Source organism: Streptomyces sp. NPDC002889 (assembly GCF_042888425.1).
Lineage (GTDB): Bacteria > Actinomycetota > Actinomycetes > Streptomycetales > Streptomycetaceae > Streptomyces.
The window spans coordinates 327,542-341,039 of sequence record NZ_JBIAPT010000005.1; the positions used below are offsets into that span (position 1 = coordinate 327,542).

The 13,498-nt window shown below is 71.8% G+C and carries 12 protein-coding genes; all 12 read right to left on the reverse strand.

The genetic code is table 11. From position 1 onward, the window contains the following. Window positions 1-77 precede the first annotated feature (77 nt). Window positions 78-770: an HAD family hydrolase gene (locus tag ACFYWI_RS10225; RefSeq protein ID WP_389228159.1), complete on the reverse strand. Its 693-nt coding sequence runs from the start codon at window positions 768-770 to the stop codon at window positions 78-80. Window positions 771-811: 41 nt separating this feature from the next. Further along, window positions 812-1,657, reverse strand: a complete 846-nt coding sequence (locus tag ACFYWI_RS10230) for a VOC family protein (protein ID WP_389228161.1) — start codon at window positions 1,655-1,657, stop codon at window positions 812-814. A gap of 310 nt (window positions 1,658-1,967) precedes the next feature. Beyond that, complete coding sequence (locus ACFYWI_RS10235) at window positions 1,968-3,509, reverse strand: ABC transporter ATP-binding protein (RefSeq protein ID WP_389228164.1); 1,542 nt, start codon at window positions 3,507-3,509, stop codon at window positions 1,968-1,970. Next, complete coding sequence (locus tag ACFYWI_RS10240; RefSeq protein ID WP_389228167.1) at window positions 3,493-4,326, reverse strand: ABC transporter permease; 834 nt, start codon at window positions 4,324-4,326, stop codon at window positions 3,493-3,495. The genes ACFYWI_RS10235 and ACFYWI_RS10240 overlap by 17 nt, the downstream gene beginning before the upstream one ends. Then, window positions 4,323-5,276 (reverse strand): ABC transporter permease, encoded by a 954-nt coding sequence (locus ACFYWI_RS10245; RefSeq protein WP_389228170.1) that lies wholly within the window; start codon window positions 5,274-5,276, stop codon window positions 4,323-4,325. Before ACFYWI_RS10245 ends, ACFYWI_RS10240 begins: the two co-directional genes overlap by 4 nt. Continuing rightward, window positions 5,273-6,865, reverse strand: coding sequence for an ABC transporter substrate-binding protein (locus ACFYWI_RS10250; RefSeq protein WP_389228173.1), 1,593 nt, complete (start codon window positions 6,863-6,865; stop codon window positions 5,273-5,275). The genes ACFYWI_RS10245 and ACFYWI_RS10250 overlap by 4 nt, the downstream gene beginning before the upstream one ends. 48 nt (window positions 6,866-6,913) lie before the next feature. Further along, a complete protein-coding gene (locus ACFYWI_RS10255) occupies window positions 6,914-7,705 on the reverse strand; it encodes a class I SAM-dependent DNA methyltransferase (RefSeq protein WP_389228176.1) in 792 nt (263 codons plus the stop codon). A gap of 10 nt (window positions 7,706-7,715) precedes the next feature. Then, window positions 7,716-8,975, reverse strand: coding sequence for an MFS transporter (locus ACFYWI_RS10260; protein ID WP_389228179.1), 1,260 nt, complete (start codon window positions 8,973-8,975; stop codon window positions 7,716-7,718). Next, a complete protein-coding gene (locus ACFYWI_RS10265; RefSeq protein ID WP_389228182.1) occupies window positions 8,972-10,027 on the reverse strand; it encodes a dipeptide epimerase in 1,056 nt (351 codons plus the stop codon). Before ACFYWI_RS10265 ends, ACFYWI_RS10260 begins: the two co-directional genes overlap by 4 nt. Then, the gene (locus tag ACFYWI_RS10270) at window positions 10,024-11,115 is read right to left on the reverse strand and encodes a PLP-dependent cysteine synthase family protein (protein WP_389228185.1); all 1,092 of its coding nucleotides are present in this window, start codon (window positions 11,113-11,115) and stop codon (window positions 10,024-10,026) included. The genes ACFYWI_RS10265 and ACFYWI_RS10270 overlap by 4 nt, the downstream gene beginning before the upstream one ends. After that, complete coding sequence (locus ACFYWI_RS10275; protein ID WP_389228189.1) at window positions 11,112-11,963, reverse strand: Rossmann-like domain-containing protein; 852 nt, start codon at window positions 11,961-11,963, stop codon at window positions 11,112-11,114. The genes ACFYWI_RS10270 and ACFYWI_RS10275 overlap by 4 nt, the downstream gene beginning before the upstream one ends. Next, complete coding sequence (locus tag ACFYWI_RS10280) at window positions 11,960-13,216, reverse strand: ATP-grasp domain-containing protein (RefSeq protein ID WP_389228192.1); 1,257 nt, start codon at window positions 13,214-13,216, stop codon at window positions 11,960-11,962. The genes ACFYWI_RS10275 and ACFYWI_RS10280 overlap by 4 nt, the downstream gene beginning before the upstream one ends. Between the last annotated feature and the right edge of the window lie 282 nt (window positions 13,217-13,498).

Here is a 13,498-nt window from a genome sequence, read left to right on the forward strand (position 1 = left end):
ACCGACCCGATGCGTCCGGTCCGACCCGTGCAGCGCCGGTCCGCCGCGCCTTGGGGCGGTGAGGTGTGCCCGTGGCGTCAATCTGCGTCCGCCCGGCGGGCCACTTCGGCGAAGGGGCCCTCGTCCAGCCTGGCCAGCAGATCCGCCGGATGGTCGTAGACAGCGGCGGCGCCCGCCTCCACCAGGTCGGACCTGGGGATCCCTCCGCACAGCAGCCCCACACAGCGCACATGTGCCCGGGTGGCGGCCAGCATGTCCCACACCGTGTCGCCGACGAACACCGCACGCTCTGCCGGAACCCCCGCCAGCACCAGGGCATGCTCGATCGGGTCCGGGGCGGGTTTGCCTTTCTCGACATCGTCGGCGCTGGCGGTGGCACCGATGGCTTCATCGGCGCCGATGGCCCTGCGCAGCGCGGAGAGTTCCGCTCCACCGGCCGAGGTGGCGAGCACCACGGTCCAGCCGGAATCCGCCAGCGTCAACAGCAGCTGCCGGGCTCCCTCCATCGCCGGCAACCGGTCGGAGAAGGTCCCGTACAGGGCTTTGTGTCCCGCCGAGATGTCACTGTCCTGGTCTTTGTCGCGGTCCTCGCCCAGCAGATGCGCGACGAGGTCGCTGCTGGGCCGTCCGACCGCCCGGTGGATGTCGTGCATGGCGACCCGGTGCCCCGCCTGGCGGAATGCCTCCCACCACGCGGTGATGTGCAGATGGTTCGAGTCGACCAGAGTGCCGTCGACGTCGAACACGGCGGCACGGCTCGTACGGTCCATGGGACGGTTCCCTCCACCGGAATCGGTGCCCGCCGACCGGGTCACGGCTCGTGATGGTCCGGCATCCTGGCCACGGGCCCGGTCTCCTGGGCGCTGACAGTGAACATGGCGCCGTCGGGGTCCTGCAAGGTCACCTCGGCGCCCTGCAGCGTGGACCGCTCCCCGAGGATCCGGCCACCCCGCTGCTGCGCCGCTCGGACGGTGGCGTCCAGATCCTCGACGGCGAAGTGGACGTGCCAGCGCGGGTGCAGCAGCGGATTGCTGGCCGTGGGATCCGCGCCGGAGGCGAGCCGGGCCAGTACGCGCCCCATCCTGTGCAGCACAACCTCTCCGTCCTGGTACGTGACCTCGCAGCATCCCGGTCGATCACTGGCCCAGTCGAACACCTGGCCGTAGAAGATCGCGGACTCGAAGGCATCGCGCGCGAGGAGCCGGATCCATGCGGGTGCCCGGTCTCGCCAGCCGGGCCAGTCGCGCATGAGCTCGCCCTCCCAGATCCCGAAGACGGCTCCGTCACGGTCCGAGGCGAGCGCGCCGCGCCCCATGGACAGGTTCAGCGGACCGACCGCGACCGTGCCCGTGCGTTCGCGGATGCGGGCCGCGGTCTCGTCGGCGTCGGTGACGGCGAAGTAGGGGGTCCAGGCCACGGCGACCGACAGTGCGGGTGCCAGCGCCCCGATGCCCGCCACGGGTTTGCCGCCGACGCAGGCGACACTGAACTCCTCGCCCAGCCTGGCCTTGCGGAACCTCCAGCCGAGCACCGCACCGTAGAAGTCCTGGGCGGCAGTGAGATCGCGGGCCATCAGACTGACCCAGCAAGGCGCGCCGAACACCGCGGCGCTCGTTGCCGGCCCCGCGGACCCGACGGGAGTCGTCTTGTTGTCCATCACCATCAGCGTCCGGTGTCGGGGCGTCCCAGCTGGGCTCAGACGGGATCGGAGCGCTGACACCGCCCGCCGGCTGCGGGGGGCCACCACTCTGCCGTCCCATGGTGCTCCCCGAAACCGGAATACGCGAACGCTGCGGTGACGCTGTGTCACCCATGCGTTCGCAGAGTGTCCGGGAACGCTTGCCGCCCGGCGCCGCGGCATCAGGGCGATACGGAGCGCGCTCGGCGGACGGCCTCGGGTCACTCAGGGGCCGCCGGCCGCGTCCATGAGAAGGCCCGCTCTACGCAAGGGGCCGTACCGGTCCAGGTCAGGGGCGTGTCTCCGCATCCGCGCGCACACCGTTTCCCAGGAGTGAAACGGTGAATCCGTGCCGCGGCGTGACGAGTACCTCCTGCGCCGTCCCCTCCTCCACGAGCTCGCCGCCGTCCAGTACGGCGATCCGGTCCGCGGCCGCCGCGGTGCCAGGATCGTGGGTGATCAGGACCAGGGCCAGTTCGTGTCGCTCGCGCAGCAGCCCGTCGAGCGTGTCGAGGAGGCCCCGCCGGGTGACCGTGTCGAGCCCGGAGGTGATCTCGTCGCAGACCAGCACGCGCGGCCGGGCGAGCAGGGCGCGAGCGAGCGCGGTCCGCTGCAGTTCGCCGCCGGAGAGCTGCCCGGGTCTGCGACGTACCGACTCCTGCGTGAGTCCGAGTCCGGCCAGGGTGCTCAGGGCCTCGGCGAGGGCCTCTCGCGGGGCCGCACCTCGCAGGCGGACCGCCGTGCGTGCCACCTGGTCCAGAACCGGTCGGTGTTCGTCGAACGCCGCTCTCGCGTCCTGGAAGACGTACTGGACCGCGGCCAGCTGCTCCCGGCTCCGGGCGCGCAGGCTGCGCGGGAGCGGGGTGCCGTCGAGCAGGACTTCGCCTTCGTAGTCCCGGTGGAGCCCGGCCAGGCAGCGGGCGAGCGTGGTCTTGCCACTGCCGGAGCGGCCCACGACAGCCAGGCACTGGCCCACGCGGACGGTGAGCCCGGGGATACGCACCGCCTCCCTGGTGGTGCGGGCGCCGTCGCGGTGACCCGCGCTCAGACCGCGTATCTGCAACGCCGCGTGTCCTTCGCGCGCAGGCGGGCGCTCCCCCATGTTCCCCTCCGCTGCCAGGAGTTCGGCGGTCCAGGGGTGCCGCGGCGCGAGCCACAGCTGCTCCGGCGTAGCCGCCTCGACCACCCGGCCGCCACGCATGACAAGAACCTCGTCGGCCAGTGCTCGGACGACGTCCAGGTCGTGGCTCAGCAGGACCACCGCGATGCCCTGCCGGGCGACCGCCGCCAGTTGGTCGACGATGCGCCGCTTCGTCACCACGTCCTGCCCCGTGGTCGGTTCGTCCGCGACCACGGCCCGGGCACCGAGCAGCAGTGCCTGTGCCAGGACGATGCGCTGCTGCTGGCCGCCGGAGAGCTGGTGCGGATAGCGACGAAGCAGCCCTTCTGCCTCCGGGAGCTGCGCGAGGGCCAGGGCCCGCAGGATCCTCGTTCGGGCGGCGGCCCGGCGCTCCGGCCTCGGCAAGGTCCGCACCTGGTCGCGGGCGATGTCCCGCAGCAGTGCCCCGACCCGGCGTGCGGGGTTGAGGACGGCGCCGGGGTGCTGGGGTACGTACCCGACGAGGCCGTCGGGTACGCGTACGTCCCCGGTCACCCGCGCGCCCGGCGGGTACTCGCCGAGCAGCGCGAGGCCCGTGGTCGTCTTGCCGCAGCCGGACGCGCCGACGAGGGCGGTGACCTTCCCGGGGCGGACCTGAAAGCTGACCCCGTCGACGATCGGCCGGCCGTCGATCTCGACGCGCAGGTCCTTGATCTCAGCGACCGCGTTCACGCCCGTTTCCTCTCTTCCTGTGCGGCTTTTCCAGTACGGCGTCGAAGAGCAGGTTGCTCCCCATGGTCAGGGCGACGATCAGCAGGGCCGGCACCACCACGGCCCAGGGCTGGACGAACAGCCCCGTACGGTTGCGGTCCACCATCACTGCCCAGTCGGAGGCGTCCGGTGCGACTCCGACGCCCAGGAACGCCGCCGTGGCCACGAGGTAGAGCACGCCTGTCAGCCGTACGCCCGCGTCGGCGGCGAGTGTGCGCGCGATCGACCTGCCGACATAGCCGACGGCCATGCGCCACCACGTCTCCCCCTGCATGCGCAGTGCTTCGACGGCCGGACGTGAGGCCGCCTCGGCCGCGGCCGCGCGGACGATACGCCCGGCGTCCGGGATATTGACCAGGGCGACCAGCAGGGACAGGCCCACCGCCCCCGGCGGGAAGGCGGAGGCCACCAGCAGGATCAGCAGCAGTGAAGGAACGGCGAGCAGCACGTCCAGGGGCCGCATCAGCAGCTCTTCGAGCCATGGACGGTGGGTGAGCGCGCTGACGAGTCCGAGCGGCAGGGCCACCAGGTGGGCCAGGGCCGTCGCGGCCAAGGCTACGAGGACCACGGACCTACCGCCGAGCAGTATCCGCTGCCACACATCACGGCCGACGAAGTCGGTGCCGAGCCGGTGCCCTCCGCCGAGTGTGAAGGAGGGCGCTCGTGGCCCGGGCTCGCCCGCGAAGAGGGGCCCGAGAAGCGCGAGGGCGAGCGGTACGGCGACGACCACCAGGCCGAGCACGAAACGTCCCGGACGGGCGCCGGGACGCGTCCTCATGCCGCCACCCCCGCACGGGGCGCGAATCGGTGGACGACCAGGTCGGCACCGAGGTTGAGAGCGACGGTGGTCAGCCCGAAGACCACCGCGAGGCCCTGGACCACGGGAATGTCCCTTTCCGCGACAGCATGCATCAGCACTGTTCCCAGCCCCGGAATGACATACAGTGCCTCCACGACGATGACCCCGCACAGCAACCAGTCGATCGTGCGGGCGAGTTGCTGGGTGGCAGGCGCGATGGCGTTCGGCAGCGCGTGGGCGTAACGGATGCGGGCGCCGGAAATGCCGTAGCGTCGGGCCTGGGCGACGTACGGCGAGGCCAGCGCATCGATCGTGCCCGCCCGTACCAGGCGCGCGAGCGAACACACCGGCCGCGACAGCAGGACGAGAACGGGGATCACCAGCGCCGCGGGGTGGGCGAGCAGGTCGGTGCCGTAGCCGACGGCGGTCGGCGGCAGCCAGCCGAGGCGCAGGGCGAACACGGTGACCAGCAGCACGCCGAAGGCGAACTCCGGGACCGCGTACACGCCGAGCGTCACCGAACTGACGAGCCGGTCCGCGAGCCGGCCCTCGTGCCGGGCGGCCAGCACACCGAGGCCGACTCCTACAGGCACCAGCAGCACCACTGTCAGCACAGCAAGCAGCACGGTCGGCCCGAAGCCGTCCGCGATGTACGTGCTCACGGGTCGCCCCGAGGCCAGGGACGTGCCGAAATCGCCCCGCAGCAGCCCGGCCACCCAGTCCACCAGGCGTTCGTGCGCCGACCGGTCCAGGTGCATCGCCTCGCGGATGGCGGCGATCCGCTCGGGGTCGGGCTGGTCGCCGGCGAGCGCCACGGCGGCGTCGCCCGGCAGCGCTTCGGTGAGGGCGAAGACGAGCAGCACGACGGCTGCCGTCTGCGCCCCACCGAGCAGCAGCCGCCGGGCGACCCAGGACCGCAGTCCGATCACGCCAGCCAGACCTTGTCGAAGCGCGCCCAGTCGAGGGAGTTGGCCGGCGCCTCCTGCTCCACGCCCTGCACGCCCCGGGCGGTGCCGAGGATCCAGTCGGCGAAGCCCCAGATCAGGAAGCCGCCCTCGGTGTGCAGGCGGCGCTGCATGCGCTCGTAGACGGCGGCTCGCTCCTTCTTGTCCTTGGTGGACTGTGCCTGCTGGTACAGGGCGTCGAAATCCTTGTGCCGCCAGTGGGTCGCGTTGGTGGTGGAATCGGTGAGCAGGCGCTGGGAGACGTGGGACTCGATGGGCATGGCGCCGGAGCGGTAGGAGGCGAGGGTCCCGGAGTCGAGGATGTCCTTCCAGTAGCTGTCCTTGCTGCCGGTCCTGATCTCGATCGTCACGCCTGCCTTGGCCGCCTGGTCGCGGAAGATCGCTGCGGCCTCGGTGAATCCGGCGGCGACCGGGGAGGTGTCGAGGGTGACCTTGAGCCTCTCGGCGCCGGCCTCCTTCAGCAGCTTGCGGGCCCGGCCGAGGTCCTGTTGGCGCTGCGGCAGGCCGGCGGCGTAGTACTCGTAGCCCTTTCCGAAAAGGTCGTTGCCGATCTCGCCGGCGCCGGACAGGGCGCCGTCGACCAATTCCCTGCGGTCGGCGATCAGGAAGAACGCCTCGCGGACCCGCTTGTCGTCGAACGGCGGCCGATCGGTCTTCATGGCGAAGCCCTGCATGGCGCTGCCCGGCAGCCGGACGATCCGGATCTGCCCCTTGTTCTCGTGGGCGCGGGCGGTGGCGGGATTGAGCTCATGGGCGTACTCGACCTGCCCGCCGAGCAGGGCGTTGGTGCGTGCCGATTCCTCGTTGGCGACCACGAACTCCAGCTCGTCGAGGTACGGGGCGCCGTCCCAGTAGGCGTCGTTGCGCCGGAAGACGGCCGACCTGCCGGGGGAGAACGACACGAAGCGGAACGGGCCGCTGCCGATCGGCTTCCTGTCGAAGTCCTCGAGCCCCTCGGGGACGATGTACGCGCCGAACGCGGCGAGTACGTTGGGGAATTCGGCGGTGGGGCGCTTGAGGACGAACTCGACGGTCCGCTCGTCCAGGGCGCGGCTGGCCTTCAGGTCGATGGGCTCCAGGGATGCCTTGGCCCGGAACGCCTTGGCCGGGTCGGCGATGCGACGGTAGCTGTGGAGGACGTCCTGGGCGGTCACCGGCTTGCCGTCGTGGAATTCGGCCTTGCGCAGCGTGACCTTCCAGCGGTCCAGTCCCGCGTTCGGTTCCCAGGCCGAGGCGAGCCGGGGCTGTGCGGAGAGGTCGGCTCCGTAGTCGGCGAGCTTGTCGAAGAGAGCCTTGGCGCGGGCGGCGTCGGCGAAGAGGTTGCTCAGGTGCGGGTCGAGGGTCTCGCTCGCACCGCCGCCTGCGAAGGCGGCGCGCAGCCGTCCGCCGCGCTTGGGCCTGCCGTCGCCCTTGGCGGGGTCAGCGGCGGTGCCTGAGCCGGCGCATCCGGCGAGGGCGAGCGCGCCGAGTCCGGCCGCGCCTGCCGCTGCGGCGAGGAAGCCCCGGCGGCGCAGGCCGGGAAAGCGGGAGCTGTTGACGGGATTGTCGTTCATGGAGGTGTGTCCTTGCTGTGGAGCGGATGTCGGTGTGGGGGGCGGAGGTCAGACGGGGTGCCTCAGACGGGCGACGAGATGCAACCGGTCGGCGTCCGCCGTGTCGACGGGCGGGTCGCCCTCACGCCAGGGCGGATCGGTGCGGGGACCGGGCCGGTCGTACAGGGCGAGCACCTCGAAGCCGTGAAAGGCGAGGAGGTGACGCAGTTCCTGGGGGAAGAGCAGCCGCCACGCCGAGCGCTGCTCGACCGGCGCCGATCCGTCGTCGGCGCTCCACACCCGTGTGCGGCGCAGCAGTTGCGCGGTCCGGTCCACGCGCAGGGTGGTGGTGGACCGGTAGGTGATGCCCTGCCGGGTGAACGCGTTGACGGACGCGGTGTCGAGGAGTTCGGTGCGGCCGAGGAAGTAGGCACCGTTGCGCAGCTCCGCGACGAGCAGCCCGCCGGGCGCCAGGGAGCGACGGCAGGAGGCCAGGAAGCCGTCGAGCTCCTCGTTGGTGTGGCAGTACAGCAGGGCGCTGTCCAGGCACACGACGGCGTCGAAGTGTCGTTCGCCCAGGTCGAATCCGCGCAGGTCCGCCAGGACGTATTCCGGACCGGGGTGGTGCACGCGCGCGTGCTCCAGCATCGCCTCGGACAGATCCGCACCCACGACCCTGCGGCCGGCCCCGTGCAGATGGGCGGCGTCACGGCCGGTGCCGCATCCGATGTCCAGGACCCGTGGCCCGGCCCCGTATCTCCGCAGGCAGTCCTCGGCCCAGCGTCCCGCCCGTCGCGTGGCGTCAGGAAAACGGGCCTCGTACAGGGCCGGGTTGTCGGTGAGCAGGTTTGTGTGTGTCATCCGTGTCTCCTCAGGCCGGCACCGGTACGGCGGCGTCCTGGGCGGGAATCACTCGCCGAAGCTGCAGCCAGGCGACGCCGGCGGCCGAGGTGAGCCCCAAGGCAAAGCAGCATGCCCAGGGCAGCCAGTGCGCGCCCGCGTGCTCCCCGGCGTCCATGGCCCAGCCGACGGCCGTGTTGCCCAGGGCGGCGGCGATGCCGGAGACCGCGTAGAACAGGCCGAAGTACGTGCCGGTGAGCTCCGGCCGGCCGAAGCCGGGGATCAGTTCCATCACGAACGGCTGGGCGATCATGACGCCGAGGTGGAGCAGCAGCGCCCCGGCCAGGACGGGCAGCGCGCCGATCACCGCGCCGCCCGTGCCGCCGTCCGCTGTCCCGGCCCCCGCCACCGTCATCGGCGGTATGAAGGCCAGTGCCATCAGCGCGAGCCCCGCGCTGATCCATCTCGCCCGGGTGGCCCGCCTCTTCAGCACTTTCGTGATGCGCAGTTGCAGCCAGAGGTGGGTGAGGGTGCCGACGAGGAAGACGAGGCCGGCCGCGCCGTCCCATCCGGTGGCCCGGCGGGCCCCGTCCGGCAGCAGCAGATACAGCTGGTTCTCCATGGTGAACATGCCGACCATGGCAACGGCGAACGCCACGAATCCGCGGTTGCCGATCACCTCTCGCCAGTCCGTGAGAACGCCGTTCGGGGATGCGGTGACCTCGCGCCCGGGAAGGACGACGGCCTGAGCCGCCGTCAGCACCGCGAAGATCCCGGCCGCGGTGAGCGCGGAGGCGCGGAAGTCGACCAGCAGCAGGGCGCTGCCGAGCAGCGGCCCGATCAGGGCGCCGGTGGTCGCGAAGACGTTGAACAGGGCGAATGCCTCGGCCTTGTGCTCCCCCGCCTCCTGGGCGAGATACGCGCGCACGGCCGGGTTGAACAGCGCCCCCGCCAGTCCGCTGATCACAGAGGCCGCGAGCAGCACCGCCAGCCCGTCGCCGAGGGCGAACAGCCCGAAGCCGACGGTGCGCAGCGCGCATCCCGCGATGATGACCCCGCGTGCTCCCAGCCGGTCCGATGCCGATCCGCCGATGAGGAACAGGCCCTGCTGGCTGAGGTTGCGCGCGCCGAGCACGATGCCGACGACCGCGGCAGAGAGCCCCAGGTCCTCGCTCAGATGCAGGGCGAGGTAGGGAATCAGCAGATAGAAGCCGGTGTTGACGCCGAGCTGGTTGACCAGGAGGAGACGGATCGCGGGCGGAAAGGCGCGCATCTCTTGCCACGTCCTCACGCGCGTTCACGCTCCGCCACGGTGCGTGGGCGCACCCCCAGGCCGGGGTGCTGGCTCGCCTGTACGGTGCCGTCGGCGCCGCCGATACCGGTCCACGGGTCGTGGGCGAGAAGCAGATGCCCGTCGAGGTCGATCCACCGGGCGCGGTCGGCGAGATGCACGGCGGGGGCGATTCCGAGCGTGCTGGCGGTCAGGCAGCCGAGCATCAGCTCGGTCCCGGTGCCGGCGATCAGTTCGGCGATGCGCAGGGCCGCAGTGACGCCCCCGCACTTGGCGAGCTTGACGTTGATGCCCTGAACCCGCCCGGCGAGACGGCGGACGTCCTCGTGAGTGACCGCGTCCTCGTCGGCGATGACCGGCAGCGGCGAGCGTTCGGCGAGGCTCGCCAGCGCTTCAAGGTCGCCGGGTGCGATCGGCTGCTCGACGGCCTCTACGCCCAGCTCCGCGAGGCGGGGCAGCAGCCTTTGCGCCGTGGAGAGGCTCCAGGCTCCGTTGGGGTCCAGGAGCAGCCGGGCGTTCGGAGCCGCGGCACGCACGGCCCGTACGCGCTTCAGGTCGTCCTCGGGGTCCCGGGAACCGGCCTTGATCTTGAGGACCGAGAAGCCGTCCCCCACCAGGCGGACGGCCTGGGTTTCGGCCCGCGGGGGCGCCGTGATGCCGATGGTGCGGGCGGTGGCGGCAGACGGCGGGGCCGAAGTCCCGAGCAGTTCGTGGACCGGTATGCCCGTGCGCTTGCCCAGTAGATCGAGCAGCGCGGACTCCACGGCCGCGATCACGGCCGGCGCGGTGCCCTCCCGGCCTCCGTCGAGGAGGGCCTCCAGAGCGCTCTCCGGTTCGGGGAAGCGTGCCAGCCATTCGGCCTGCGCGTGCAGCAGCCCCCGGAGTGTGGCGGTGTCCAGGCCGTAGTACACGCTGGTGACGACCTCCCCGTGGCCGCACTGCCCTTCGTATTCGACGGACAGCCAGAGGGCATCACGGGCTGCCATGCTCGAGCGGGATATGCGCAGCGGCTCGGTGAGTTCGAGGCGCACGGTGCGCTGACTGACCTTCACGGGTTCTCTTCCAGACGGGTGGTTCGGTTGTCCAGCGGATCGGTTACGGTGCGGCACCGGGCCCAGCCGGTGGCCTCCACGGCCCGCGGATGCGGGATCTCGACGGGGCGCGTGGCCGCGGCGGCGGACCCGAGCGCGTGGGTGGCGGCGAAGTCGTCGTCGTAGACGGTGCCCAGGTAGCGGTGCGGCCCGTCGGGGAAGACGGTGGCGACGACGGCTCCCGGGTGGACACGGGCGGCCCAGGCCGCCACGAGCGCCACGGCTCCGGTGCTCCAGCCGCCGCTGACGAAGTTGCCGGCGGCAAGCCTTCGGCAGGCGTCCGCGGCCTCGGCCGGGCCGATCCAGTGAACCTCGTCGAAGGCGTCGTAGGCGACGTTGCGTGGATGGATGCTGCTGCCCAGGCCGCGCATCAGGCGGGGCCTGGCTGGCTGGCCGAAGATCGTCGAGCCGGTGGCGTCCACGCCGATCAGCCGGAGCCCGGGCCAGTGCCGCCGCAGTGGCACGGCCACGCCGGCGCTGTGGCCGCCGGTGCCGACGCTGCACACCAGCACGTCGAGATGGTCCAGCTGAGCGGCCAGCTCGGCGGCGAGGGAGGCGTAACCGGTGATGTTGTCGGGGTTGTTGTACTGATCGGGCCAGTAGGCGTCCGGCAGCGTGGAGCGCAGTTCGCGCAACCGGGCGAGCCGGGCGGCCTGCCATCCGCCGTCGGGCGACGGGCGGTCGACCAGCTCCAGCCGGACGCCGTATGCGCGCAGCAACTGGCGCATCGACGGCTCCAGTTCGATGTCTCCGACCAGCACGATCGGATGTCCGAGAGCCTGGCCGGCAAAGGCCAGTCCGATACCGAGCGTTCCGGATGTGGACTCCACCACCGGGGCGCCGGGTCGCAGTTCCCCGCGCTCCTTGGCCCCGAGCAGCATGGACACGGCGGCCCGCGCCTTCATGCCGCCGGCGCCGAGCCCTTCGAGCTTGGCCCAGAAGCCGGGGTGAGGGCAGGGCAGGTCGGTGGTGATGCGGGCGAGCGGTGTCCGGCCGAGCAGGGCGAGAAGTTCGCGGTTGCCGGCGGGGCTGAGGACGGCCGTGGTCACAGGGCGGCCTCGGAGCGCTCGTGGCGGCCGTAGCGGTGAATGGTCCCGGAACCGCCGTCGAGCCAGAAGAAGGGATACGGCTCGGCGCACACCGCGCTGACGCCGGCGCCGATGAGACGCGGGAGCACCGCGCTCCCGGTCTGGGCGAACATCACCAGCGGCTTGCCGTGCCGCAGCGCGTGCCCCCGCAGCGGTTCGAAGCTTCCGTTGCCGAGTGTCATGCCCGAGGCGAGGACGGCGTCGCAGCGCTCGAGCTCCGACAGCGCATCGGTGCGCACCGGCTCGCCCCACTCCGTGGTGCCGCCCTTGAGGTCGCAGGCTATGTACGCCAGGCCTCGCGACCGAAGCGCCTCCAGCAGGGAGTTCACCACGCCCACGACGAGCACAGTGCGTCCCGGAGGGACGTCGAGCAGACCGACGACGGCCGCGGCCCTGGCCAGGGACTTCTCCAGTGAACTCCCGGCGGGCAGCGGACAGGGCTGTGCACCGTTCGCAGGCGCATGGGGCAGCACGTGCATCAGGTACGCGTCCAGTGCGGCCACGCGCACCGGCAGCAGTTCGTGCTCGAGGAGCCGGGCGACGTCAGCGCCGACGCAGTCGTCGACGGCACCGTCGGGGAGCCCGCCCGGTTCGACCGCGCAGGACCCGACGGCTTCCGCGAGACGCAGGCTCAGTACTTCGTTCCGGTAGCCGCCGCTGCGCCCGTCGTGCCGTACGGCCTGGCGGGTGGTGAACGCCACGGCGATCCGCCGGGTGCGCGGGTCGGGGCCGAAGCCACCACGGAGCACACGGTCGACGAGTTCGTCGTACGAGGCCGCGGTGAGGTCCGTGCGGGTGAGGGCTGTCATCGGCCGGCCACCTTCGGACAGAGGGTGGACAGCAGCGTCTCGACCCGTCGGCGGGCCCCGAGTCCCTCGGCGTCTCCTGCCATGACATGGCCCAGGTACTCGTTGTTGCTGCCCGCCGCCTCGACGGCCTTGCCCGGCTCGGCGAGCTGGAGCTCCAGCAGGTCCGCCGCCGTGCGCACGCCGTCGGCACCGTCGACGGCCTCCAGCACTCCCCCGGTGTCCGGCACCAGGAACCCGATGGCGGCACTGCGCAGACCGGTGGCCCGTCGGCGCAGGTCCGGTTCGCGGCCGAGGGCCACGTCGACGCAGACGGCGGCGAGGTCGATCCCCGTCACATGGCGGATCAGTTCGGTGATGCGGTTGCCGGCGGGGCGGGGGTTGACCTCGACCACACGGGGGCCGTCCGGCGTGAGCTTGATCTCGGTGTGCGCCACGACCCCGTCCAGGCCGAGGGCCTTCAGCGCCTGAAGAGCGGTGTCCGCCGCCGCCTCGGCGTCCGCGGCAGCGAGCGCGGCGGGAAACATATGGCCGGTCTCGATGAAGGCCGGCGCCCCACCGACGCTCTTGTCGGTCACGCCGACCACCTGCGCCGCCCCGGCGAACGACACGGTTTCGACGCTGACTTCGGGCCCCCGCAGAAGTTCTTCGAGCAGCACCACGTTCTCGCGGCGCTGGCCTCGCGCGTTGACGGGGAAGTCTGCGAGCGCCCTGTGGGCGCGAGTCAGCTCCGACTCGTCGTCGACGCGCCGTACGAACATCCCGGCGCACAGATCGACGGGCTTGAACACCAGCGGGTAGCCGATCCGCCGCGCCGCGTCGGCGGCCTCGGCCAGGTCCGCGCAGACCGCGAAGCGAGGGCCCGGCACGCCGGCATCGGCCAGGAGACGGCGGGTCGCGTCCTTGCGGCAGGCGTTCTCGACCGCCGCGGAGGAGGGGCCCGGCAGCCCCAGGCGTCCGGCGACCCGCGCGGCCGTCGGGAGGTAGTAGTCGCAGGAGGTGACCACCCCGTCGAAGCCCAGCGCACCGTGCGCGCGTTCGACGAAGGGCAGCAACGCCCCGATGTCGTTTGTGTCGGCGGTCAGCACATTGCGCGCCGCGAGCAGCGGGTGCGCGGTGCCCTCAGGCGCGGAGCGCACGTAATGGTGCAGATCACGGGTGAGGAAGGTGAACTCGTGCCCGCCTTCGCGGATCGCTCTTGGCAGCAGCCTGCTCATCGATCCGACCCAGCTCTCGACCATCAGCAGATGGGCCACGGCTTCCTCTTCTCATGAACGCGGGTTGGACGCATGACGCGTCGGCGGCACCCGTACGGGACGGTCCGCCTTGACGCGACGATACGTTATCGACAATCGTTTTCATTGTCACCTGATCCGGCGTCGATTCTCTGAATGCGAGACCCGTGACTTCCTCCGTACGCCGCCGGGGCGTGCTGTGCGCCCTCGTGGCCACCGCCGCCCTGGCCCCGGCCGCCCCGGTCCACGCCACCACCCACGCCCCCTCTCTGCGATTCGGCACCTGCCCGGAGCCGATGCCGG

Excerpts from the sequence above, each read along its gene's own strand:
- ACFYWI_RS10275 (WP_389228189.1), bottom strand. The coding sequence starts at position 11,963 with ATGACAGCCCTCACCCGCACGGACCTCACCGCGGCCTCGTACGACGAA.
- ACFYWI_RS10225 (WP_389228159.1), bottom strand. The coding sequence starts at position 770 with ATGGACCGTACGAGCCGTGCCGCCGTGTTCGACGTCGACGGCACTCTG.
- ACFYWI_RS10230 (WP_389228161.1), bottom strand. The coding sequence starts at position 1,657 with ATGGACAACAAGACGACTCCCGTCGGGTCCGCGGGGCCGGCAACGAGC.
- ACFYWI_RS10250 (WP_389228173.1), bottom strand. The coding sequence starts at position 6,865 with ATGAACGACAATCCCGTCAACAGCTCCCGCTTTCCCGGCCTGCGCCGC.
- ACFYWI_RS10255 (WP_389228176.1), bottom strand. The coding sequence starts at position 7,705 with ATGACACACACAAACCTGCTCACCGACAACCCGGCCCTGTACGAGGCC.
- ACFYWI_RS10240 (WP_389228167.1), bottom strand. The coding sequence starts at position 4,326 with ATGAGGACGCGTCCCGGCGCCCGTCCGGGACGTTTCGTGCTCGGCCTG.